Here is a 24316-nt window from a genome sequence, read left to right on the forward strand (position 1 = left end):
TTGGCTTTGGCGGTTTCTAGTACGCTGGAAAGCGAAACCTTGACCGTACCGGGGCACAGTCAACCGTTCACCGTTGATTATCGCTATAACAACGGCCTTGACCGACTCATTGGTACGTCGGGCAACCGTAAGGCGGGTAATGCATCAGTTGACTATGATGCACTGGGCAACATCACCAACAACAGCCATGTTGAGATGAGTTACAACCTAGCCAACCAGATGACCGCAGCGCTTGGCAAGAGCTATACCTACGACGGCCACAACCGCCGCGTTAAGGTGGCGGGCGATGGTGATACCCGCTACTATCTCTACAGCCAGTCGGGGCAGCTGTTATTGAGCGAAGATAACGGCGTTCAAACGAACTACATTTACCTTGGCAATAGGCTTATCGCTGAAGACCGCCAGGCAACAACCACCTTTATCCATACAGATAGGTTGGGCAGCCCGGTAGCACGAACTAACAGCGCAGGAAGGGTAGAGAGTCGCCGGCATTACCAACCTTTTGGTGACACTTACGAAGCGCCAAGCGACGACATCGGATACACTGGCCATAAGTACGATAATGACTCAGGCCTGAGTTATATGCAGGCACGATACTATGATCCAGTTATAGGGCGGTTTTATTCGAATGATCCGGTTGGATTTGATCCTAACAATATCGATAGCTTTGGCAGATATACCTATGGGAATAATAATCCCTATAAGTACAATGATCCTGATGGAAGAACTGCACACCCCGTAATTGAATTACCTGACTTAAGTACGATGATGGCTAAAGCATTTGGTTATGAGTCTACTACACAAGGGAACCAAAATTTTGCGAAAGATATGGGAAATGCTGCACAGCAAATAGGAATGGATGTTGCACACGGAACTACTGATATTTTAACTAGTAAACCTGTCCAGAATCTGGGTGATAAACTAGGCTATGTACCAATACCTCAAGCGCAAGCAGTTTCAACGGCTATTAACACTGCGGCTCTAGTTTTTGATGGAGATGCGGCTGGTTTATCGGGTGATTTGGCTGGTAATGCTGCTGGTGTTCAGGCTGAAAAGACTCACGCAGGTAGAGGCGGGAGCCTCAAAGCTCAAGCGTACAATTATGTTGTCGATAAAGCTGTCGGGACTGTTGTTAGTTCAGGGGTTGAAGTACTTCAAAACAATGACGACGAAAGGCAAAAATAGTTATGAGCTCAAAAAAATGGGTTTCACTAATAGCTTCAATTGTATTAGTAGGCCATGCAATTTTAGGACTTATTAATGGCGAGTTAATGCTTAAAGGTGGAGAAACCATTGAGTTTGATGCTGAACCATTATCGTTTTTGGCAATTGTAGCAATAGAAATCGCTGTTTCAATATATGTAGTGTGGGCATTTTTAATCGCAAAAGACGATAGTAGTAAAGAAAAAGAGTAGAGCGCAACATTAAAGTTAAAACATTTGAATCCAAAGCCTCGCCTCGCGGGGCAGGCAAAGTACCAAGTTTACAATTGGACATGAATCTTTGCACAATGCTGGATTAACACACCCTAAACATATCGGATTTGTGCCTTATCGGTTTGGTAGTTTTGGTCAAAGAATGTCCTACAAAAACCTACCAAAACACAAACAAGTTACAAATCCAGATCACGTTATGAGTCAGGTATTCCCATGATTAAGCTTACTTTTCTAATTTTAGTTAGCCTTATTAGTTTCGGCTGCAATGCAACAAATTGTGTAATTAGTGAGAAGTCTGTTTTCGAACAAAGCAAAAAGTACAAGAGTCTTGTTCAAATAGAAATTACTAAGAATGACGCTTTGCTAACCGTCGTTTTAAATGCGCCCCGTGAAATTGAGGGGGAAAGACTAGAAAGTGTTATCTTGCACAAGGAAATAAGTGACGACGGCGATGCTGTTTTTTCTATTCCGTTAAGAGCCACAGTTGAAGAGAGCAAAGCAGTGGCTTGGTTTAACATTGATGAAAAAACGGCAAATCATACTTTTTTGTCATTAGATTATGGCGAAGGATGTGGGACATCAATACGGTACAATATTTCCAATTAATTTAAATCCAAAGCTTCGCCCTCGTGGAGCTTTTTTTCTCACATCAAGACAAGTAGCAGATCAATATTCAGATGAAATGATGCAAGGTTTGGTGTCAATGCCATGCTTGGTGGCAAAAGCCATCAGTTTCTTATCGTAAAAGTTCATATCCCGTTGGTAGCGGCAAAAAAATTTAACGAAGGTGTTTTCTTGGTCATAGATAGCCCGAATATCATTTTCCCCGGCATCAATGGAGTAAGAGCCATCGTCTAGCTGATAAGCTGCACGGCCACCGACAAAGCATTCTCTCGTGAAAGTAGACAGCACGTTTTTAACCTGCTCTGGCTTCACAAGCTTAAATTCGGTGCGGCAGTAAGGCATGACTCAGGTCTCTTTTTATACTTATACTTGAGTATAGCAGAAGGAAATATTGCTCGGTGGATATGCGGAGCTTTTGGAACATTCTGTGAGCGAGACGGAACGCGCCAATGAGTTTTGCCGGAACATTTGAAGAGTTCAGGTGAACGTTTTCATGAGCGTAATCATGTGAGTAGGCTTCTCGTTTGTCCCGTCTGGGCTTTTTTTCATACGCCACCAGACTTTTTTGTACGTTCCGTTTAAATTCTGAAATGTTCCACGTCTGCTATGGTTAGTGGCGGTGATAAGAAGCGATTAAGCCCAATTCGATAGATTGCCTTTGGGAAGAGAGCGTGATGAGTTGGAAACAGATACTTGGCCCTTTCCTGTTTGAAGTCTTATACCGTTACCCGTTGCCGCAAGTAGTGCGAGTAATCCTGACTTGCTCTGGAAATCGTGTGAATCCCTCATTCCGTAAACAAAATCAAGATCCGCTATTAGCTCGCTCATATCGACAAAAAATAAGCTCAGGCGAAGGCAATTAACCTATGAGCTGGAACGCTCTATTGATTACGCACCCGACAGGATTTTAACGGTTATTGACAGCACTTAGCCGTTGCTCATCTTTTTTTCTTTGATAACTATCAAACAAGTCTATTCATTCGTGCAAAAAATCTCTAAAGTGTAGCCTCAATAAAGCGCAGTAAGCACTGCCATGCACATAATAAATACAATAATAAAGAGTTGATAGCTATGACGGTAATGACTGATAACCGCGGATCTTGGGGATCAAAAATAGGATTTATCTTTGCTGCAGCGGGGTCTGCGGTGGGCCTAGGCGCCATTTGGAAGTTTCCATACATTGCCGGCCAAAATGGTGGCGGGGTGTTCTTATTGGTCTATTTGGCCTGCGTCTTTACCGTGGGTGCCGTGATGATGCTCTCGGAGATGATGATTGGCCGTCGCGCTAATAAATCAGCCACCTCAGCCTATCGAGCTTTAGGCGGCGGTTATTGGCATGTAGCAGGGTGGATCTCGGTACTCTGTGTCTTTTTGATTCTTGGCTTTTATTCAGTAGTCGGTGGTTGGACCATTGCTTACGTTTTTGAAGCCGTGCGAGGCGATGTACTGACAACTGACGGGGCTGCACTTGAAGCCGCCTTTGGACAATTTATTGGCGACCCTTTGCCTGCACTAGTTTATACCTTCTTATTCCTATCTATTACAGCTGGTATTGTTATTGCTGGGGTACAATCTGGTATCGAACGAATTTGTAAGATATTGATGCCAACGTTGTTTGTATTGATGTTGTTTTTGGTGGTGCGCAGTTTAACATTGCCCGGCGCTATTGACGGGTTACTCTATTTAATTACACCTGACTGGAGCAAACTGAGCATCCGGATGGTGTTAGACGCCCTCGGTTTGGCGGTATTCTCATTATCGGTAGGAGCTGGCTTAATGATAGCTTATGGCTCTTATTTAAATACAGAAACACGGGTGATCAACTCAGGCCTGTGGATTGCTTTTTTAGCTATCTTAGCATCGGTTTTAGCGGGCTTGATGATTTTGCCGGCGGTCTTTGCCTTTGATGTGGACCCAGCTGCGGGTCCAGGCTTGACCTTTATTACTATGCCAGCATTATTTGCACAGATGGCAGGTGGGCAGTTCCTTGCCATTATTTTCTTCTTATTGTTGTTATTTGCAGCAATCACCTCAGCTATTTCTATTCTAGAGCCGGTAGTGGCGTTTTTGATTGATGAATACAAGGTGTCGCGTAAGAAAGCCACTTTGTGGGTTGCGGCCGTTAATTTCATTTTACTTGGAGTGCCGGCGGCGTTGAGTTTTGGTGGCGCAGCAGATAACTTAAGTCTGTTTGGCAAAACACCTTTTGATTTAATGGATTTTATCGCATCGAATTTATTGATGCCTTTAGGTGGTATGTTAGCTGCAGTGTTTGTTGGCTGGCGTATTTGGCCGGTTATTCGAGCTGAGTTAGAAAAAGAATGCCCGAATTGGTGTATTAAATTATTCCGCTTTGTTGCCGGTATACTGTCGCCGGTACTCATTGCAGCTGTGGCTTATTTCTTGATTTTGTCTTAGCTTAGCAGCTAAGCGATAGCTCTATATGAGTTAACAAGGCCCTTAATCTAAATAGGTTAAGGGCCTTTTTTGTGGTGCTTTCTGTAACAACTTTTACAAATGGTTACCATGCGCACCTGTATGCCTTGTGGCCTAAATGCTACATTGTTGCGTAATCGTTAGCATCATCAGTAACCAAAAGGTTTGCTCCTATGTCTCGTGTGTTATTAGTCACCGTAAGTTCGCTAAGTATCCTAGCTAGTCAATTTTGGTTCAGTGCAGCTTCCGCTGTGCCTCGGGTTGATGGCCAAGCTGCCTCCACTGAAGCTGTTTCTATCTGCAAAAGCGGTGATTGTGATAAAGAGCTCTCGGAACTTGAGCGTTTGGCCCGAAAAGGTAGTGGCGATGCGGCAGCTGTCGTTGCTTTAGCTTATGCCAGTGGTGATGGAGTCGAGCAAGATTTCGGTAAAGCTAAAGAGTTTATCGAGCATGGTGTACGTAAACGGAATCCATTGGCGATGTTTGTGATGGCTGATTGGTATGCGCGTGGTTTTGTGTTACCACAAAATACTGAGCAAGCTCAGCTGTGGTTAGATAGAGCTGCAGAAAAAGGCTATGCACCAGCCCAATATGATAAAGCCGTTAAGCTACTGGGCAGTACTGATAATGCCGAACAATTACAGGCATTACCGCTGTTACAAGCAGCTGCCGAGGCAAATTTAGTGAGCGCTATGTATGCACTGGCAAGGTTGCAGCATACTGGTACGTTGGTTGAGCAAGATCTTCCTGCAGCGGCAGAGCTCTATGCAAAATTAGCGCGCACAGGCCATACGGAAGCGCGTAACCATTTAAAACAAGTGAACCAACAGCTACAAGGCACCGAACTGATGAATTCCGCTAAAGGCAAAAGCTTATTAGCGGCAGAACAAGCTATGGAACGTATTAGCGTCACAGCCGAAGCAAATCGTTATCGTAGTCAGTTAGGTCGTTTGATTGACCAGATTGATGCTTCTGGTAGCTATGATAATCGCTCCATTGGTTCACGCATTAACGGCGTAGGTTGTGGTGACACTGGTAGCCCTTGTGGTATTAGTAAACCTAGCCGTGGCCAAGGTAGCCTCAATGATGTGTTAACGGGCGGCCAAGGTAATAATTAATGACGTGACTCGGCGCTGGTGGGTAATGCTGCCAGCGCTTTAGCTAAAGCCGGTTCAAAATTGCTAAACACCGAAGTAGCTCCTACTAAAGTAACAATCCCAGCTCGTTCAAGTTTCTTAAGCACCCGTTCATTAGTGCCCGAAATGAGTACTTGGGTATGTTGACGTTGAAAGCGCTGAATGACTTCTTCTAAGGTTTGTAGTGCCGTAATATCCATAAAGGGCACCCACTTAAACCGAAGGATCAATATATGTGGGCGTGCATGAATCGCGCCAAGGGTGCGCTCAAAGGTTTCTGCTGCAGCAAAAAAGAACGGTCCTTCAAGGGTATAAACTGAAATTCCTGGGGGTAATTCGGTTAATTGATGCTGCGCCAAAGCGGGTGCCAATTCTGGTTGAGTCTCAGCTTTCACTTCCACACTGCTAGCCATGCGCCGCACAAAATGTAACATGGCAATGATGACTCCAATGTTCACAGCTACCACCAGATCTGCAAACACGGTGAGTGAGAACGTGATTAATAAAATGGCGATATCAGCGCGCGGAGCACGGCGCAGCATTTTAAGAAAGTGAGGAGCATCGCTCATGTTCCATGCCACTACAAACAAGATGGCACTGAGCGCTGCTAAAGGGATAGCATCTGCCAGTGGCGCTAACGCCAGCAAAATGATCACCAACACTAGGCCATGTACAACACCTGCAATCGGACTATTACCGCCGTTACGAATATTAGTTGCCGTACGGGCAATGGCACCCGTTGCAGCAATACCGCCAAACAAGGGAGCAATGATGTTAGCAGCACCTTGGCCCATCAATTCTTGGTTAGAGTGGTGCTTGGTTCCTGCCATGCCATCAGCTACAACCGCTGATAATAGAGATTCAATCGCACCCAACATGGCGATGGCAAATGCTGGCCCAATAAGTGTCACTATCTGGCTGAAACTTAACTGAGGCAAGCTAAATTCTGGTAACCCCTGCGGAATGCCACCAAAGGCGGAGCCAATAGTTCGTACGCTGGCAAAATTGAATATCAGCTGTAGCAGGGTAGCCAGCACCAGAGCGATTAAAGGTCCGGGAACTTTTCTTAAATATGGAATTTTGGGAGTCACCAGTACTGCTAGAAGTGCGGCAATCGCGATACCAGTGGTGGCTAGGTCAAGCTGAGGTAATTGCTGTAGCAAGCCCCAGATCTGTTGATGGAAATGTTCAGCAGATACAGCGGTCACCCCAAAAAACTCTTGCCACTGTCCTACAAAGATAATCATTGCAATGCCGCTGGTGAAACCAATAATCACTGGGTCCGGAATATAACGAATGATGCTACCGAGTTTAGCTGCTCCTAAGATGAGCAAGATCACACCAGCCATCATCGTGGCCACTTGTAAGCCAACGATGCCATGTTCAGCGACGATTCCAGCCAAAATAACAATAAAGGCCCCGGTAGGGCCTGCTATTTGTACCCGAGAACCACCGGCTAGGGAGACGATGATGCCGGCAATGATCGCGGTGTAGATACCTTGCTCGGGTTTAACTCCACTAGCGATAGCAAAGGCCATCGCTAGCGGCAACGCCACAATACCAACAATAACCCCAGCCAGAATATTCTGTGGCCAATGTCTAGCTTGCAATAATCCGGCTTGGTAGGCCTCTTTGATCGCGAACATGGGGTATTCCTTTGGTTAATTCCCTTGCTGGCCTCAACTCAGTTTAGCAGCAGCAGCTGCGCGTGCGTTATGCAGTTTTTGATAACTTTCTAGGAGGCGTAAATGACGGTCTAACCCTTCTAATTGAGAATTAGTTGGGGTGAGGCCGTAGAAACGCACGGTGCCATCGACACTACCGACAACCGCAGCCATGGTTTCTTCACCAAACATGCGTTGTAGATTTGGTAAATAATCGGCCAGCTCTAACTCATCATCTAAAGTGATATCTAACACGGCACTTACAGCGCGATAAAAGAGACCGCGGGCCACGGTGTTGTCATTGTACTGCAAAAAGGCTTCAACCAAATCATAAGCTTCTTCTGAACGGCCTAATGCTAAGTAGATCAAGATTTTTAGCTCTAAAATGGTTAATTGACCCCAGACTGTGTTTTCATCAAATTCAACCCCAATTAGGGTAATGATATCAATGTAGTTGTCTAATTGGCTTGCTTCTAAACGATCCACTAAATCGGTTAATTCAGCATCACTTAAACGATGTAGATTTAGAATATCATGACGATAATCTAGCGCTTTATTGGTGTTGTCCCAAATTAAATCTTCAATGGCGTAAACTTCAGAATAACCGGGCACTAAGATGCGACAGACTGGAGCACCAAGATCGGTATGCACCGCCATGTACGCCTCTAGTCCTAATTCAGCTAAAATACCAAATAACGCTGTAACCTCTTCGCTATTGCTGCCAGAAAAATCCCATTCAACAAACTCGTAGTCACTGCGGGCACTGAAGAAGCGCCATGAAATGACCCCAGAAGAATCGATAAAATGCTCGACATAGTTATTGGGTTCAGTTACCGCCATCGAATTGAAGGTAGGAGGCATAAAGTCATTCAGGCCCTCAAAACTACGCCCTTGCAACAACTCGGTAAGGCTGCGTTCTAATGCCACATGCAAACTAGGATGGGCGCCAAAGGAGGCAAACACACCACCAGTGCGGGGGTTCATTAAGGTGACACACATGACCGGGAATTGTCCGCCCAGCGATGCATCTTTCACCAACACAGGAAAGCCTTGTGCTTCTAATGCTTGAATACCTTCAACAATCGCTGGATATTTAGCCAGCACTTCAGCGGGCACATCAGGTAGCGCAATTTCCTCTTCTATAATGTACTTTTTGACCGCCCGTTCAAAAATCTCAGATAAGCATTGTACTTGAGCTTCTGGTAACGTATTGCCGGCGCTCATACCATTACTTAGGTAGAGATTTTCAATTAAGTTTGAAGGGAAATAAACAGTCTCACCATCACTCTGGCGCACATAGGGCAGAGCACAGATACCACGATCACGGCGTCCTGAGTTTGTGTCAATTAGATGAGAACCAAGGAGTTCGTCATCTGGGTTATAAATCGTTAAGCAATACTCATCAAGTAGCCCTTCTGGCAACTCATCGTTTGGTCCTGGCTGAAACCATCGTTCATTGGGATAGTGCACAAAATCTGCGTTAGCAATGGTTTCACCAAAATATTGGTCGTTGTAAAAGAAGTTGCAATTCAGACGCTCAATAAATTCACCCAAGGCTGAGGCTAGGGCACTTTCTTTGGTGGCGCCTTTACCATTGGTAAAGCACATAGGAGAGGCTGCATCGCGAATATGTAACGACCAAACATGCGGTACTATATTGCGCCACGAGGCGATTTCTATTTTCATACCCAAATTAGCAAGGATCTGGGTCATATTCGCAATGGTTTGCTCTAAAGGTAGATCTTTACCTTCAATATAAGTCAGGCTGCCACCCTCTGGGGCACCCATTAATAAGGCTTGAGCATCTTCATCCAGATTCTCCACCACCTCAATTTGAAACTCAGGCCCAGTTTGCACTACTTTTTTGACGGTGCAACGATCGATAGAGCGTAAAATACCTTGGCGATCTTTGTCTGAGATATCTTCTGGTAGCTCAACTTGGATTTTAAAAATTTGGTTGTAGCGATTCTCAGGGTCAACAATATTGTTCTGTGATAAACGAATATTATCGGTCGGAATATTGCGGGATAGGCAATAAACTTTCACAAAATAGGCAGCGCACATGGCTGAAGAGGCAAGAAAATAATCAAAGGGGCTAGGAGCTGAACCATCACCTTTGTACCGTATCGGTTGATCGGTCACTACGGTGAAGTCATCAAACTTCGCCTCAAGCCGTAAGTTATCGAGAAAGTTAACTTTAATTTCCATGGGTAGCCACCTAACCAACAAAAGAATGTATTTAGGTGGCTATTATCCCTTATTTAGCAAGTTTTGCTATGTTCAAGCTAGAATTAAGCTGAACTAATCAGCGTTGTTCGGATCCTTGTCGGCATAGCCGCTACCAATGGCACTGAAGGGTAACTGCAAGCCAAGCTCGGGTACTTGTTTCGCAATCCAAGCCGGAAAGGTATTACTATTAGGTCCAGGCACTGCGGTGTATTCATTGGCCCATGGATAACGCTGTGCCGCTGCGGCGATTTGCGGTATCAACTGAGCTGCATTAGCACCTCTTAGTTCTAATAATTTTTCTGGCTTAGCACCGTACCAATAACGATCTGGGGTAGGGGTTTGATAGCTGTAGAGTGCCGGTTGCCCTCTATCCACGCGCCAGCCCACTACTTCATGTACGGTATACTCACGGGCATTTTCTGGCTTCACGGCAATCCAGGTATGCACGGCAAACCAGCCGCGCCAACCAAAAGCATCAGCCGCGTAAACTTCGATCACAGCCTCTGGATGTTGAGTTGGGTCGACAGCCAATCCGGCTGGCTCACGTGATGCGGTGCGCCAATCCGACCCAGAACAGCCAGCTAATAGCACAGTCAAAACTAGTAGCGTAATACGTAACAACATGATTCACCCTTGATCTCAGCTTTAATAACAATCAATCTATCAGCTATCTTATACGGTGATAACAGCATAAAGGAGTAGGAGCCGATGAAAAAAGTTGCAGTGATACTAGCTGGTAGCGGTGTTTTTGATGGCAGTGAAATTAATGAAGTGGTGTTAACTTTGCTGCATTTAACGAAAGCTAGCGCCAGCTACCAATGCTTTGCCCCTGATAAACCCCAGCATCATGTATTAAACCATCTGACAGGAGCTACCGAAGCTAGCTCACGGAACGTACTACAAGAATCAGCAAGGATTGCCCGAGGCGAGGTGCAGGCATTGACAGAATTGCAGGCAGAGGAATTTGATGCATTGATTATTCCAGGAGGCTTCGGGGTGGCGAAAAACTTGTGTGATTTTGCGCTGCAAGGCGCTGCTGCAACCCTTGATACTGAGGTAAAACGCGTGTGTACTGAGTTTGCGGAGCAAGGCAAGCCGGCTGGATACATGTGTATTGCCCCTGCGCTGCTTCCTCTAGTTTATCCGGCTGGAATTAAGTTAACGATAGGTAACGATGCTGATACTGCGGCTGCCTTGCAGCAAATGGGAGCTGAACATATTGAATGCACAGTAGATGACATAGTGGTGGATGCGGACCACAAGGTAGTAACGACGCCTGCTTATATGCTGGCGCAATCGGTCGCTGAAGCTGACGTGGGCATTGGTAAATTGGTCACGCAAGTACTGGCTTGGAGCTAATGTAATAGGTCATTTATGAAGATTGATTATTTCAGCCGTACCGCGGCCGCAGCCGTGTATATCACTATTACCAGTTTGTTCTGGATCGTCGGCTTGTTGGGCTTGGTCGAAGCGCTGGTTTATCAATGGGATCTGCTCCTCCATCTTATCCCTTTACCGTTAGCAACAGCTTGTTTGTTAGTTTCCTTTGGGTTTTTCTTTACGCTGCTGCAATGGCGTTGGTGGGCGCGTTTAAGTGGTATTTTATTGTTAGCAACTGGCGCTATCAGTTTCTACTTGGTGATTGCGGGAGATAATCAATTATTAGCTAGTGCCCCGATGGGGCTGATCATCAGTTTAATCATGGGGGCAGCAGTGTCCTTTGTGGTGCAAGCAACAAGTGCTAGCGGTCGTATGATTTGGCGCCTTACAGCCGTGGCGGCGATGCTTGGTGGTTGCTACATGCAACTGCAATTGTGGTTTCCTATCCTGGCGCTTAAACCAGCTAATCCAATTACTATCTCGATTCTAAGCGTGGTGGTGCTATTAGGCGGAGTAGCGCTATGGATTCATTCACGATACAAACTATCAAATAAGCAGCAGCGTTTATCCAAAACTGCATTGATAGCAGCCTTGGTGATGCAGGCTGGCTATGCCATTTGGTTTGTGTTAACGCTCTTTAATGTGCAACATGAAACGACCCAAGCCGAGCTGAAAATTGCGACTGTATCGCAAGCTATTGTGGATAGATTAGAGTCAACCACACAGATGTTCCGCCGCGCCCAAGAGCGTTGGCAACAAGCCAGTGCCACTGAATTGCCAGCTATTATCAGCCGTGATGGTGAAGCTCTTAGCAGTGATTATCCTCTAATTGATGGGGTGTTATTACTTCGTCAAAATGGTGAACTAGTGCAAGTTCATGGTTTGAGTGATAGTGCGCTCGAACTGGATATGTTTAAAACCGATATGTTTGTAGGTTGGTTGCAGGATGCTGATAATAGTGTGCAACGAACCCTTCATGGCGGTTCTCTGCAAACTCCCCAGCCGTTGTTATTAATCAAGGTTCCGTTGCCAGCAGTAGCTGCCGAACCGCTGGTGGTGGTGGCGTTGATAAATGTTCAAAGGATTACAAATTTAGATTATTTACGCGGTTTTTCTGGGTTAAATACATATATCCAATTAACTCAAGATGTGTTGGTTCCTCTTGATGCGGCTAGCTTCAAAACTTTCACTTTAAATGAATTACAGCAACAGTTTCCTTATTATCTGAGTAGGTTAGCCCCCGTCACTTACAACGCCGAACTGAATTTTGTTGCTTTTTTAACAAGCCAAGCAAGCGTGCGTGGCTTTGCCCAACTAAACCAACTAATTTTGTGGGCTAGCTTGGCATTCTGTTTCACTTTTATTTTAGCGGCAGATAGGTCCAAACAATTACGTCATGAAAAAAGTCGGTTTTACCAGTTAGCGCGCTACGACGAAATTACGGGGCTATTGCGTCGTGATGCCCTGCGCGAAACTATGAACTCGAGTTTTGCGCAAGCCAACAATCAAAGCATGATTTTATTTATTGATCTTGATGGTTTTAAACCAGTTAATGACAGTTTAGGCCACTCGTTAGGTGATCAAGTATTAAAGATTATCGGCGCTCGGATCAGCCAGCAGTGCCCAAATAACTGTTCTATTGCTCGTTTCAGTAGTGATGAATTTATTGTATTTTCGGACCAGTTAGACGAGCAACAAACCCAACACCTAGCAGAAAATTTACTAGCTGCAGTGCGTCAACAAATTGATGTGGAAGGATTTGAATTACATCTTACCGCGAGTATTGGGATTGCTCATACAGCCATTGCCGCTCAGTCGCAACAACAGCTGATTCAATTAGCCGATGTAGCTATGTCGGCAGCCAAGCAAGCAGGTGGCAACACCTATCGCTTTTTTGTGGAAGAAATGGCAGATAATTATCGCACCATAGTATCCATTCGAAATGAACTTCAGAAAGCCCTGGATAGACGCCAGCTGAAAGTAGTTTATCAACCGATTATTGATCTCCAAACAGGAGCCATCGTTAGTGTTGAAAGTCTAGTTCGTTGGCAAACCGACACCGGTAGCCATATTTCACCCGCTGTATTTATTCCTATTGCAGAACGAACCGGTCAAATCATCCAACTAGGTGAATTAGTGGTACAGCAGGTATTAGCCGATATAGGGAGCCATAGCTGCTTACAATTACTGACTGTGGCGATAAACGTATCATCGCAGCAATTAAAGCGTTATCCATTTGCTGATTTCTTGGAGGTTCAGCTGCAGCGCTATGGAGTTAACGCAAACAAGCTAGTGCTTGAGCTCACAGAAAGTGACTTTATTGAGCACTCGGCAGGTTCGCAAACCAGCTTAGCATCGTTAACTGAGCTGGGATGTAGTATTGCTATTGATGATTTTGGTACCGGTTATTCAAGTCTATCTTATCTGTACCAGCTACCGGCTGATTGTATTAAGTTTGATCGGTCGTTCACGCAAGATGTTCTGGTAGATGCTAAACAGGCGCGAATTGTTACCATGCTGGTTACCATTTGCCAGGAAATTGGCAAACAAGTGGTCATAGAAGGCGTTGAGACGGCGGCTATGGCTAATTACTTTCGTGAGATTGGTTGCAACCGGGCTCAAGGTTATTTTTATGCGCGCCCAATGCCCATTAACGAACTTGAAGTCTTTTTGCAGAACCATTCAGCAGCAGCCGGGGGATCGTCGAGCTGATGCTGACATTCCCCTTTGCAGTTACGAGCTGAATCTTGCCTCAATGGCCTGATGCAGTGGTTTTTTTAAACCGAGCATGAAAACCACTTCAGCAACGACGAATAAAGGCCCGATAGCTAAGCCCATAATATCGTCTACGAATGCTGGTTTGCGTCCTTCGTAATAATGGCCAATGAACTGAAATACCCAGCCGATCACAAATAAGCCGATGCCCCAGCTGAGCCAAGCACTGGTAGGTAACAAGGCAACATGGCTGCCTAACCATACGGCTAAGCCTAGCAGCAACGTCATCAGTATTCCTAAAAACACATCTAATTTAAGATAGAAGAGTGCAGCTAGGGCACTGACAAGAATAGCAGGGGAGAGTGGTACCCCCATGATGATACCGCTGGGTCGCGACAGTAAGATCTCGATAGCGATAACAATCATCGGAATCCCTACCAAGTGAGTGTATATGTTTCTGCGATCGCGATGGTACGCAGCATAGCCGGCTAAATGGTCTGTTATTGTTTTCATAGCTTGCTCATCTCAAGGAATATTGCCAATATTAACTGTATTCTTTTACCCAACAAGGCGCAACCATGCGAGAAAAATTAGAATTTAGATCCTTTATTATTTTACTCATAGCAGTGACCTTCGCCTTTGGTATTATTCTCGAACCCTTTTGGTCCGCTATTTTTTGGGCTTGTGCCGTTGCTGTTATTTTTTCTCCGTTGCAGTTGCGCTTACGCGCTAAATTTGGTCATTATCCTAATACCCATGCATTTATCACCCTATTGATTTGCATGACCATAGTGGTGTTACCGTTGGTTTTTTTAGCTACTGCGTTTGTACAAGAAGGCCTCAAGTTTTACCAGCAACTAGATTCCGGTGAAATTGACCCGCGTGCTATCTTGCAGCAGCTGCGGGATGCTTATCCGTTTGTAGACCAAGCGCTAGAAGAGCTGGGTATTAATCCTAATGATATTCGGGAACAAGTGGTCAGTGCTATCCAAGCGGTAAGCAAGTATCTTGCCAAAGAATCGTTGGTGATTGGGCAAAACACCTTTAGCTTTTTAATCAGTACTGCCTTAATGATGTACTTAGCATTTTTCTTATTACGAGATGGCCGTAAGTTACGGCGTTTGTTAATTAAAGCCTTGCCGCTAGGGGATGAACGTGAGCATCAGTTATTTCAAAAGTTTGTTGAAGTAACGCGAGCAACGGTAAAAGGTAATCTGGTGGTGGCCATCGTACAGGGAGCACTTGGCGGCATTATCTTTTGGATTTTGGATATTCCTGGCCCCTTGTTGTGGGGCGTTATTATGGCGTTTTTATCGCTGATTCCTGCGGTCGGAGCAGCACTTATTTGGCTGCCGGTTAGCCTTTATTTATATGCCACCGGAGCTTGGATAAGCGCCACCATCTTGCTTGCCTATGGCGCCATTATTATTGGCTTAGCGGACAATGTGTTACGCCCCATTTTGGTGGGCCGAGATACCAAGTTACCAGACTACATTGTGTTGTTTTCTACCCTAGGCGGAATTACTCTGTTTGGTATTAATGGGTTTGTGATTGGGCCACTCATTGCTGCTTTGTTTATGGCAACTTGGCAGATTTTTATGCAAGACTATAATAACAATACCCTGTAGGAGAGCTCCTACAGGGCGTTATCGTTACTTGGTTTTGCCGTAAACAAATTCAGGGTAGGCCTCAACTCCGCAATCAGCAATATCGGCGCCGCTGTATTCGTGTTCGGCACTTATCCTAGTACCCATGGTGACCCGCAATAGCCACCAAATAAGTAGGCTTAGGCTAAACACCCAAACAAAAATCACCGCAATACCGTACAGCTGAGTTAGTAGAGTGGCTTCAGGATGGGTCATGCTGACCATCAGTAGGCCGTAGATGCCGCAAACCCCATGAACAGAAATGGCACCAACGGGGTCATCAATATGAGCTCGGTCAAGCCCAATGATGGCAACCACAACCAACACCCCAGCACCCAAGCCGATGAGGCTAGCGGTTATCGCTGAACTGGCACTTGGCTCAGCAGTGATAGCTACTAACCCAGCGAGAGCGCCGTTTAAGATCATAGTCAGGTCTGATTTACGCCAGATGATACGCACCAGCAGAAATGCGGCAAGAGCTCCCGCTGCTGCCGCAGTATTAGTATTCACAAAAATTTGAGCTACCGCAGAGCTGTTGTTTTGGCCGACAATACTTAGTTGAGAACCACCGTTAAAACCAAACCAGCCTAACCACAAAATCAAGGTTCCAAGGGCTGCAAGAGGCATATTGGCACCAGGAATGGCATAAATATTGCCGCTGTGTCCGTATTTACCTTTGCGTGGGCCGAGTAGTAACACCCCAGCTAGAGCAGCTGCGGCGCCGGCAAGGTGAACAATACCCGAGCCAGCAAAATCAATAAAGCCAGCGTTAGCTAGAAACCCGCCACCCCAACTCCAAGACCCTTGAATAGGATAAATGAAGCTAGTCATGACGACTGCAAAGAGTAAAAAACTAGTTAATTTCATTCTCTCGGCAACTGCACCAGATACAATCGACATAGCGGTTGCCACAAAAACGACTTGAAAGAAAAAGTTCGCCTGTGGCGCAAAGTCGGTGACATCTGGGCTGCCGTACATTAGCGTATAACCGACAAGTAAATAGCAGAGGCAGGCAATCGCATAAAGTAGGATGTTTTTTACTAGAATCTCGGTGGTGTTTTTGCTGCGCACGAGGCCAGCTTCGAGCATGGCAAATCCAGCTGCCATCCACATGACTAGGGCAGCACTTACCAGTAGATAAAAAGTATTAAGAGCGTAACTTAAATCGGTGACTGTCATTGTCGGTTTCTCCTAAATAGCACTGCGGTCAGTTTCGCCAGTGCGAATACGAATCACATGGGTCAGTGGGCAGACAAAAATTTTGCCGTCGCCAGTATTACCGGTAAAAGCTGCATCACGGATGGTTTCCACCACGTTTTCTAGTTGTTCGTCGGTCACGGCAAGATCAATCCGTAATTTGGGTAAAAAATCGATGCGGTATTCAGCGCCCCGATATAATTCGGTATGCCCTTTTTGCCGACCAAAGCCTCGCACTTCGGTAATGGTCATGCCCTGACAACCAAGCTCAGCTAATGCTTCACGCACGTCGCTTAGCTTAGCGGGCTTGATGATTGCAATAACAAGTTGCATGGTGTAGCTCCTGTTTAGGTGAATAAAGGTTTACTGAGTTCATACAGCCTGTTGCAAGCCATGTGCCAAGTTTTAGAAAACATCAGCGCGTGCTGTTGCGGTGGGGCGTGGCGAGAAATAGTGAGGTGCAGATGAAGATAAAGGAAGATAACGCGTTGCTCACAAATCGAGCACGACTACCCGGAGAATAGGCGAATTCGCACCATTACAGTGCAGCGATCCGCTTGCCAACAGGTCTTTGTTAGTAGTGATTGCACTAAGATATAATCAAATAAACTAGATTAATTTAGCCGCAATGACTGTATGCGCTGCGTAGCTCACGTTATGATAAGTCAACAGATTTGGTTGCAAACTAACTTACTCGTATAGGAGTAGTGATGAATATCATTCATGCCATAGGGTTAAGCTTGATGCTGGCGCTAGTCGTTGCCATCAGTGGTTGCGCCGCACCCGTCCCTGATACCACAGCACAGCAGCAACAGCTGCAGGATACGGTTGAGTTTATTCGACCTTACGAGTTATCTCGCACTGATGTTAGTTTTACGAGTTTAGGCGCTGTTGCTGGCGAATCTTGCCAAGCGCATTTTTGGAACCAAGAACCGAGCCAGCAGCAAGCTTTGTTGCAGTTAAAGCAAGCGGCTGCGGAGTTAGGAGCCAATGCACTAGTATTAAAGCAATGCATCAAAGCCGAATCAGCACAGTGTCGCTTGCGTTGGTTGTGTGAGGGTGACGCCTATCAAATGCAGCCACTAAACTAAAAGTGAAAAGAAGTAAGGAGCCATCATGAAAGTAGCAAAACGTAATGCTGATTTGATTGGACAAACCGATATGCTGCGTTTGAATGGTCTATCCGAGTTAACCGGCTGTGAGATTTTAGTGAAATTAGAATCACAAAATCCGGGTGGCTCGATAAAGGATAGAGCGGCATTGCAGATTATTAAAGATGCCCTAGCCAGCGGCGAATTACAGCCGGGTATGACTATTGTTGAAGGTACCGCAGGTAATACCGGAATCGGCTTAGCATTGGTTGCTAGTTCGTTTGGTTTGAAAATGTTGGCAGTGATGCCAAACGACCAGTCGAAAGAAAAAGAACGCATGATTACTCTACACGGCGCCCAGTTAAAAACCGTGGACCCAGTGCCTTTCAAAAATGACAATCACTTTTATCATACGGCGCGTCGCTTAGCTGAAAGCCGTGAGGATTATTGGTGGGCTAATCAGTTCGAAAATACGAGCAACGCCAGAGCGCATTACCTGATGACCGGGCCCGAAATTTGGCAGCAAACTCACGGGCAAGTGGATATTTTTGTTTCGGTAGCCGGTACCGGTGGCACCATTGCAGGTAACTCCATGTACTTAAAAGAGCAAAATCCAGATCTGCAAGTATGGTTAGCGGACCCGGATGGCTCAGGTATCTACAGCTATTTAAAACAAGGTGAGTACATCAGCCAAGGAAGTTCATTTACCGAGGGCATTGGTATCATGCGTTTGGTCGAAAACTTCAAGCAAGCACGAATAGACGCTGCCGTAAACTTACCTGACCAAGACCTCGTGAGCTTATCGCGCTATATTCGGGATACGGAAGGCTTAGTACTGGGTAGTAGCTCTTGTTTGAACGTTGCCGGCGCTTTGCAAGCTGCGGCGTTGCATGGTCCAGGTAAAACCATCGTAACTTTTGCTTGTGATTTGGGTGAGCGTTCAGCGAGTAAGTTGTACAACGATGATTATTTGCAGCAGCGTGGACTCGCGCTGCAGCCTGAACCTATCCATGAGTTGTTAGCTCGCTATCGCGACCAGGGAGATAAGGTATGGTATCGACAAGCGTGAAAGCATTGCCAGCTTTGGCAGTCACTTGGATGGGCCTTCTGAGTCTTTTTATTCTGCCTAGTTATGCCGCGATTTATGAAGCTGAGAATCAACCGCAAGCAGCGGCCGAGTCAGTTAAGAAAGGTGCGCCTTTAACCATCATCGCTCATCGCGGTGCATCTGGTTACGCACCGGAGCATAGTTTGGCTGCGGTTGCCATCGCATTTGCCCAGGGTGCGGACTATATTGAACAAGATGTGGTTTTAACCCGTGATCATGTGCCCGTGGTATTACATGACTTGCAATTAGACGCGGTGAGCAATGTTGCTGAGGTTTTTCCAGATAAAAAGCGCCCTAATGGTCACTACTATGCATTAGATTTTACCTTCGCAGAACTGCAGCAGCTTAATTTTCATGAACGTAGTGAGCATACTAAAGCCGGCGCAAAAGGCTCCGCTAAGCAACAATATCCTGCGCGCTTTCCTCACAATAAAGGGCGCTTTAGGGTGATGTCATTAGCTGAAAGTATTGAATTGGTGCAAGGCTTAAACCATAGTTTTAAGCGCAATACCGGCATCTATGTTGAACTAAAGAATGCGCCTTGGCATCAGCAACAGAACTACGACCTACCCGCGGCAGTGATGCAAGTGCTAGGTAAGTACGGTTATACTGATCCTGTACCCGCAACTCCCATTTATTTACAAAGTTTTGACCCTGAAGTTTTGCGCCGCTTGAAGCGCGAATTTTTGACTGAGATTCCGCTGATTCAATTGATTGCTGACAATCGTTGGAACCAAAGCTCGGTCGATTACAATCTTATGCTAACGGCTGCTGGCCTAGAAACATTGAGTTCGTACGCCGATGGTGTTGGCATATGGCTTGACCATTTGTATCAAGGGCCAGCGGTGCAAAGCACGGATGCGTTAGCACCGGCCGCCACTGCACAATCCTCAACAGCTCAGTCGTCATGGTTAGCAGCTGCCCAACGCTGGCGTTGGCGAGAAGTGGTGCCACACGCTCATCAAGCAGGTTTAAAAGTGCACGTGTATACCTTGCGAGCAGATCAACTGCCATCAGGGTTTGCTTCCTATGAAGAGCTAAAAAAAGCGTTGACTGAACTGGGTGTAGACGGGATTTTTACTGACTTTCCTGATTTATAGATCTATGAAAACTTGGCTGACACAGAATATTGACCACCCTCAGGGTTAATCCGCTAATTCGGCAAAAGTCACTTGCATTCGGTAGCCGTCGTTGCTGGCCTCAGTGCTGTCACCATCATCATAGTATCCCGGCAGCACATCAACGACCGCAAAGTGGTGCGCTTGATAGAGCCCGATAGCTGCATGATTATCGGTACGTACCTCAAGACTCAGCGCACTAGCGCCGGCTTGCTGCGCTAAGTGCATGGCGTGACGGAGCAAGGCTTTGCCAAGACCCGTACCACGTGCAGCTGCCGCAGTGGCAATAGAATAAATGCGCCACTTGCGGCTGTTCTTGCGAGTTAACAACAAATAATATCCCAACAGTTGCTGGCCATCATTGTAAGCAACATAGACTCGAGCGCTAGGGCGCTGAACCAAACGTCGAAAACTAGCTCGACCAATTCTGCTATAGTCAAACACTTGATGTTCTAGGGCGACTAGAGCAGGTACATCAGCCAACAGTGCTTGGCGAATGTGCCAAGCGCTGCTGTTGCGTGTGGTCGCAGCCGTCGCGGTTGATTTATTTTTCATCTAAACGCCGGGCAAAATCGCGCATAATAAGATGATATAACTCATCACCAAGCAGAAGATCCTCAACTCCCGAGTCGATGGACGGGTTATCGTTAATTTCTATTACTACCGGCCCTTTGTTGCTGAGTTTCATATCCACTCCATACAACCCATCCCCAATTAAGCGTGTTGCTTGCAGGGCTGTTTTGACCACATCCCGAGGTACTTGATGCACGCCTACGGTCTCAAAACCACCCGATTTAGCACGACTGGTGCTACTGGCATGGTTGTAAATTTGCCAATGATTACGTGCCATAAAGTATTTGCAAGCATAAATCGGGCGATTGTTGAGGACGCCAATGCGCCAGTCAAAATCGGTTTTGACAAATTCTTGAACCAGCAAGATGGTCGATTTTTTAAACAGTTCTAGCGCTACACGCCTAAATTCTTCAGCATTTTCTGCTTTTTCGACACCAATAGAAAACGACCCATCTGGAATTTTTAACACCACCGGATAGCCCAAGCGCTCACCGATCTTCTCGTAGTCAATCGCTTGTTGGCTCAATAATAGTTCAGTGCGAGGCGTAGGTATCTCGTGCTTATCGAGTAATTCTTTTAAAAACACTTTATTGGCGCACTGCAAGATGGAGTGGGGTGCATCAATAACCACCATGCCATTAGCCTCTGCTTTCTTGGCAAAGTGATAGGTGTAATGGTTGATCCGAGTCGTTTCTCGAATAAACAAAGCATCAAACTCTAATAGCCGATTAAAGTCATTAGCAGTAATCAACTCAGCTTCAATATCGGCATCTTTTGCCGCCCGAATAAACTTTTGCAGCGCCTTTTTATCGCTGGTAGGAATAGGCTCATCAGGATCGTGCAAAATAGCTAAATCGTAGCGATATTCTTTACGTGTGCGGGCTTTGCGCCAGACGCGCTTGCTAAAGCTATCAAGTGAATTACCAAAAAATGTCTGTTGCTGATCACTTAAATCAGCCAAGCTACCGGCATGTAACTGATTAATAAACCAACGGCCCTGATAGCTAAACTCGACCCAAATAATCGGACATGGGTAACGGTCAAATATTTGCCGCGCAAAATTATTAAGCAAGCTATGCTCGCTTTGTCCAAAGCAAATCAATACTTTAAAGGAACTGCTGCTGTCAGCTTTAGCTAAGAACTTATTGAGTTGTTTATCAGTATTGGCCAACAGCAATTGGTAATGAGAAAAGTTCGCTAGGTCGTTAATGGTCATCACTGAAGGTAAGACTCGCTGACCGCGTGCTTCAGCCAATAGACTAACGTAGTAACCGGTTGATAAATAGCTCAGGTCACCACATAAATTTAGAATTTGCGTGCGCGTTTTACTTGACTGTTGAAGTAAGTATTCACTAGCGGTAACAGTTGATTGGCTAGGGTAGTAGGGTTGCCAATCAGTAATATCATCAAGGATGATTAAAGCCGAGTTTTGCATGATAGCTCCAGTGCGAATTTGCTGCGCATATTTAGGCTTAATTTAGCAAAAATACAAGAGGTAAAAATGGGTATTTTTGGTAAATATTGTTTGTTTCCTTAGCTCTTAGATTTTAGTTAAGCTATTCTTGAGATTACCAATATAGCTTGGAGCTTAGATTATGTTGACGTTGTTAGCGAAATTTTTAAAGGCGCTCAACTCTGAATCGGGAGTATGGGCGCTCGCCTTCGCTTTTGTGTTAGGGATGATGATGGGGTTCACACCATTGTGGCGGGTGCATAATTTAGTGATTTTACTGATCGCTTTAATCTTTCGAGTAAACCTCACCGGTTTTATTTTAAGTTTTATCCTGTGTTCAGGCATTGCCTTTTTGCTTGATCCCCTGTTTCACCAATTTGGTTATTATTTACTAGCTCACGAAAGCTGGCAGCCACTTTGGCAAGCCATGTATCAATCGGCCTTTTGGCGGGTCGTACAATTCCAGCACACCATTACCTTGGGTAGCTTGTTACTCAGTTTAGCTTTTGCGCCAATTTTAGCCGTGGTTAGCGCTGTAATTGTGACCCAGTACCGGCATCGTATTCAGGCTTGGTTTAATAAGTTACGCATTGTGCAACTGCTGAAAGCAAACAAGTTCTGGACCATTTACGCAAACTTGCGAGGGTAAGCTGATGACGACTAAAACAACTGCCAAACCCGTTCGTAAAAGTGCTATTCGTTGGCCTGGCTTAGCTGCTTTCGTGGTCATTTGTGCGCTGCTGGTGGCCTTTTCGTGGCTGCTGCTAGATACCATTTTGCGTTGGACATTGGAACGCACGGTGGGCACTCTCAATGGCGCAGAAGTGAATATTGCTAAGGTCGAACATAGCTGGTCACCGCTCGGTCTAACAATAACTGGGATTGAAGTGACGGATCCTGGTCAGCCAGAGTTCAACCGTCTGCAAATTGGCCAAATCAGTGGCAATTTGAATGTCGAGCAATTGCTGTTGGGGCGGTTTCATTTTGAAGAAGTGGTGAGCAGTGGTATTCGGGTTCATCAACAACGAGCTAGTGCCGGTGAAGTTTACCAAGCACCAAGTAAAGATGAGCTGTCTACGTGGGCGAAACAAGGCTTAGACTCGCTTAATGTGAAATTGCCAGACGTTGACGAGATAGTGGCGCGGGTCGATTTACAGACACCGGCTGCGATTGCTGCAGCCAAGACAAACTTCGCTGAGCAAAAGGAGCGAGTCAAACAGGCGCAAGCTAATATTCCCAGCGAAGAAGACTTAAAGTCTTACCAAGCAGAACTAAAAGCACTTACAGATACCAAGGTCGAGACGCCCCAGCAATTACAACAATTGCGAGATAAATTAAAGGCGTTACAAGCTAGGTTTAAGGCCGATCGTGAGCGCTTGGTAGAGTTCAAAGCGGTAGTTGAGCAATCGGTAGAGGTGTTAAAAGCCGATGTTGAGCGCGTTAAAGATGCACCGGAACAAGATTTAGCGCGGGTTGAGCAACTGATTCAGCTCAATAGTGAAGGGTTGAATGAAATTACCGCAGTGTTATTTGGTGAACAAATGCGTCAGTGGAGCCAATATATTTTATTAGCTTACGAACAGTTGGCGCCGATGTTAGCCAAATCAGCAAATGAAGAATTGGTTAAACCACAACGAGGTGAGGGAATTTGGTTTGAGTTTACGGATAAGTCAGAGCCACCAAGCTTTTTAATCAAAAAAGCTATCACCGAATTTGTCTGGAATGACACCCTACTCGACGTGAATTGGAGCAATATCACGCATCAACATGAACAATTGGGACAGCCTACCACCTTTATTGCTCGAGCTGATAACTCGGCCTTGTGGCAAGCACTTAGTCTTAATGGTGAAATGGCCTTTACTGCGGATGGATTAGATGCCAAACAACAATGGCAAGTGCAAGGGATTCAACTGCAGCAATTGGCGCTGAGTGAGCGTAGTGAATTTATCGCTTCTATTGCATCAGCGTTGCTTGATAGTGAGGGCTCTATTGGCTTGCGTAATAATCAGTTTGATGGGGGCGGGGTCGTTAAGTTAACCCAACTTGAGGTGCTCGCTGAAGCTGATAATCGCTGGACCCAAGTGGTTGCTGACGCACTGAAGACTTTACAACGGTTGGATATTCGTGCGGATATCAGTGGTGAATTATTGCAGCCGTCGTTTAATTTAAGCTCAGATTTAGATCGTCAGTTAGGCGATGCGCTCAAGAGCTCAGTTATGGCCGCTGGTAGAACCCAATTGGCTGAGTTTAGTGGAAGCTTGCAGCAGCAAAGTGATGGATTTTTAGGTGAGAATCAGGCGGATCTAGAGCAATTAATAGGCCTGCTTGGTGATGCCGAGCAACGTGACCAGCAACTGCAAGAGATGCTACAGGCCAAAGTGGAAGACAAGCTCAAAGATTCGGTCAAGGATAAGCTAAAGGGCCTGTTTGGCGGCTAATGCCTTAACTAAGCCAGAAGTTTGTGACAATAAAAAGCCAGCTTGCCTGATGAGCTCGCTGGCTTTTTTATT

General features: G+C 45.8%; 22 protein-coding genes. 13 read left to right on the top strand and 9 right to left on the bottom strand.

The window, feature by feature from the left end; genetic code table 11:
- The 3 genes from KGF88_RS00390 (at position 1) to KGF88_RS00400 (ending at position 2042) form a co-directional block, all read left to right on the top strand.
- Positions 1–1185 carry an RHS repeat-associated core domain-containing protein gene (locus KGF88_RS00390; protein ID WP_257119947.1) on the top strand — a complete coding sequence of 395 codons (1185 nt, stop codon included), beginning with the start codon at positions 1–3 and terminating at the stop codon, positions 1183–1185.
- A gap of 2 nt (positions 1186–1187) precedes the next feature.
- Positions 1188–1415 (top strand): hypothetical protein, encoded by a 228-nt coding sequence (locus KGF88_RS00395; protein WP_153826217.1) that lies wholly within the window; start codon positions 1188–1190, stop codon positions 1413–1415.
- 234 nt (positions 1416–1649) lie between these two features.
- Complete coding sequence (locus tag KGF88_RS00400; RefSeq protein WP_110075842.1) at positions 1650–2042, top strand: hypothetical protein; 393 nt, start codon at positions 1650–1652, stop codon at positions 2040–2042.
- Positions 2043–2102: 60 nt separating this feature from the next.
- Here KGF88_RS00400 and KGF88_RS00405 read toward each other — a convergent pair whose 3' ends face one another.
- The gene (locus tag KGF88_RS00405) at positions 2103–2402 is read right to left on the bottom strand and encodes a hypothetical protein (protein WP_153826216.1); all 300 of its coding nucleotides are present in this window, start codon (positions 2400–2402) and stop codon (positions 2103–2105) included.
- A 729-nt stretch (positions 2403–3131) separates the two neighbouring features.
- On the opposite strand from KGF88_RS00405, the gene KGF88_RS00410 reads away from it, so the two are divergent.
- Together KGF88_RS00410 and KGF88_RS00415 are read left to right on the top strand one after the other, a co-directional pair.
- Positions 3132–4478: a sodium-dependent transporter gene (locus tag KGF88_RS00410; RefSeq protein WP_202912508.1), complete on the top strand. Its 1347-nt coding sequence runs from the start codon at positions 3132–3134 to the stop codon at positions 4476–4478.
- Between the two features lie 191 nt (positions 4479–4669).
- Positions 4670–5614, top strand: a complete 945-nt coding sequence (locus tag KGF88_RS00415) for a tetratricopeptide repeat protein (protein ID WP_153826215.1) — start codon at positions 4670–4672, stop codon at positions 5612–5614.
- Here KGF88_RS00415 and KGF88_RS00420 read toward each other — a convergent pair.
- The 3 genes from KGF88_RS00420 to KGF88_RS00430 all read right to left on the bottom strand — a co-directional run bounded on the left by KGF88_RS00420 (position 5611) and on the right by KGF88_RS00430 (position 10149).
- A complete protein-coding gene (locus tag KGF88_RS00420; RefSeq protein ID WP_153826214.1) occupies positions 5611–7278 on the bottom strand; it encodes a SulP family inorganic anion transporter in 1668 nt (555 codons plus the stop codon). The two genes, KGF88_RS00415 and KGF88_RS00420, sit on opposite strands and share 4 nt — an antisense overlap.
- Before the next feature lie 33 nt (positions 7279–7311).
- Positions 7312–9504, bottom strand: a complete 2193-nt coding sequence (locus KGF88_RS00425; RefSeq protein ID WP_153826213.1) for an OsmC domain/YcaO domain-containing protein — start codon at positions 9502–9504, stop codon at positions 7312–7314.
- 93 nt (positions 9505–9597) lie between these two features.
- Entirely contained in the window at positions 9598–10149 is a 552-nt protein-coding gene (locus tag KGF88_RS00430; protein ID WP_153826212.1) for a DUF3750 domain-containing protein, read from the bottom strand.
- An 84-nt stretch (positions 10150–10233) separates the two neighbouring features.
- Here KGF88_RS00430 and elbB point away from each other — a divergent pair, with 84 nt between their 5' ends.
- Both elbB and KGF88_RS00440 read left to right on the top strand, forming a co-directional pair.
- Complete coding sequence (gene elbB / locus KGF88_RS00435) at positions 10234–10884, top strand: isoprenoid biosynthesis glyoxalase ElbB (RefSeq protein ID WP_153826211.1); 651 nt, start codon at positions 10234–10236, stop codon at positions 10882–10884.
- Between the two features lie 15 nt (positions 10885–10899).
- On the top strand, positions 10900–13617 hold the full coding sequence (locus KGF88_RS00440; RefSeq protein ID WP_153826210.1) for a putative bifunctional diguanylate cyclase/phosphodiesterase: 2718 nt from the start codon (positions 10900–10902) through the stop codon (positions 13615–13617).
- A 21-nt stretch (positions 13618–13638) separates the two neighbouring features.
- On the opposite strand, the gene KGF88_RS00445 is transcribed toward KGF88_RS00440, so the two are convergent.
- Positions 13639–14133, bottom strand: coding sequence for a DUF962 domain-containing protein (locus KGF88_RS00445; protein ID WP_153826209.1), 495 nt, complete (start codon positions 14131–14133; stop codon positions 13639–13641).
- A gap of 65 nt (positions 14134–14198) precedes the next feature.
- Here KGF88_RS00445 and KGF88_RS00450 point away from each other — a divergent pair, with 65 nt between their 5' ends.
- Complete coding sequence (locus tag KGF88_RS00450) at positions 14199–15248, top strand: AI-2E family transporter (RefSeq protein WP_153826208.1); 1050 nt, start codon at positions 14199–14201, stop codon at positions 15246–15248.
- Positions 15249–15272: 24 nt separating this feature from the next.
- Here KGF88_RS00450 and KGF88_RS00455 read toward each other — a convergent pair whose 3' ends face one another.
- Together KGF88_RS00455 and KGF88_RS00460 are read right to left on the bottom strand one after the other, a co-directional pair.
- On the bottom strand, positions 15273–16445 hold the full coding sequence (locus KGF88_RS00455; RefSeq protein ID WP_153826207.1) for an ammonium transporter: 1173 nt from the start codon (positions 16443–16445) through the stop codon (positions 15273–15275).
- Between the two features lie 12 nt (positions 16446–16457).
- Entirely contained in the window at positions 16458–16796 is a 339-nt protein-coding gene (locus tag KGF88_RS00460) for a P-II family nitrogen regulator (protein WP_110075831.1), read from the bottom strand.
- 377 nt (positions 16797–17173) lie between these two features.
- On the opposite strand from KGF88_RS00460, the gene rcsF reads away from it, so the two are divergent.
- From rcsF to glpQ, 3 genes are read left to right on the top strand one after another with little or no spacing between them, the layout of a single operon-like run.
- A complete protein-coding gene (rcsF, locus tag KGF88_RS00465) occupies positions 17174–17554 on the top strand; it encodes an Rcs stress response system protein RcsF (RefSeq protein WP_153826206.1) in 381 nt (126 codons plus the stop codon).
- 25 nt (positions 17555–17579) lie between these two features.
- Positions 17580–18623: a cysteine synthase A gene (locus tag KGF88_RS00470; protein WP_153826205.1), complete on the top strand. Its 1044-nt coding sequence runs from the start codon at positions 17580–17582 to the stop codon at positions 18621–18623.
- Positions 18605–19762, top strand: a complete 1158-nt coding sequence (gene glpQ, locus KGF88_RS00475; RefSeq protein WP_202912507.1) for a glycerophosphodiester phosphodiesterase — start codon at positions 18605–18607, stop codon at positions 19760–19762. Before KGF88_RS00470 ends, glpQ begins: the two co-directional genes overlap by 19 nt.
- 45 nt (positions 19763–19807) lie before the next feature.
- Here glpQ and KGF88_RS00480 read toward each other — a convergent pair whose 3' ends face one another.
- Both KGF88_RS00480 and KGF88_RS00485 read right to left on the bottom strand, forming a co-directional pair.
- Entirely contained in the window at positions 19808–20335 is a 528-nt protein-coding gene (locus tag KGF88_RS00480) for a GNAT family N-acetyltransferase (protein WP_153826204.1), read from the bottom strand.
- The gene (locus KGF88_RS00485; protein WP_153826203.1) at positions 20325–21788 is read right to left on the bottom strand and encodes a RimK family protein; all 1464 of its coding nucleotides are present in this window, start codon (positions 21786–21788) and stop codon (positions 20325–20327) included. The genes KGF88_RS00480 and KGF88_RS00485 overlap by 11 nt, the downstream gene beginning before the upstream one ends.
- A 160-nt stretch (positions 21789–21948) precedes the next feature.
- On the opposite strand from KGF88_RS00485, the gene KGF88_RS00490 reads away from it, so the two are divergent.
- Both KGF88_RS00490 and KGF88_RS00495 read left to right on the top strand, forming a co-directional pair.
- Positions 21949–22455, top strand: coding sequence for a TIGR03546 family protein (locus KGF88_RS00490; RefSeq protein ID WP_110075826.1), 507 nt, complete (start codon positions 21949–21951; stop codon positions 22453–22455).
- A 4-nt stretch (positions 22456–22459) separates the two neighbouring features.
- Positions 22460–24244, top strand: coding sequence for a TIGR03545 family protein (locus tag KGF88_RS00495; RefSeq protein WP_153826202.1), 1785 nt, complete (start codon positions 22460–22462; stop codon positions 24242–24244).
- The last annotated feature ends 72 nt before the right edge of the window (positions 24245–24316 follow it).

The organism is Idiomarina loihiensis (assembly GCF_024584785.1).
GTDB classification, from domain to species: domain Bacteria; phylum Pseudomonadota; class Gammaproteobacteria; order Enterobacterales; family Alteromonadaceae; genus Pseudidiomarina; species Pseudidiomarina fusca.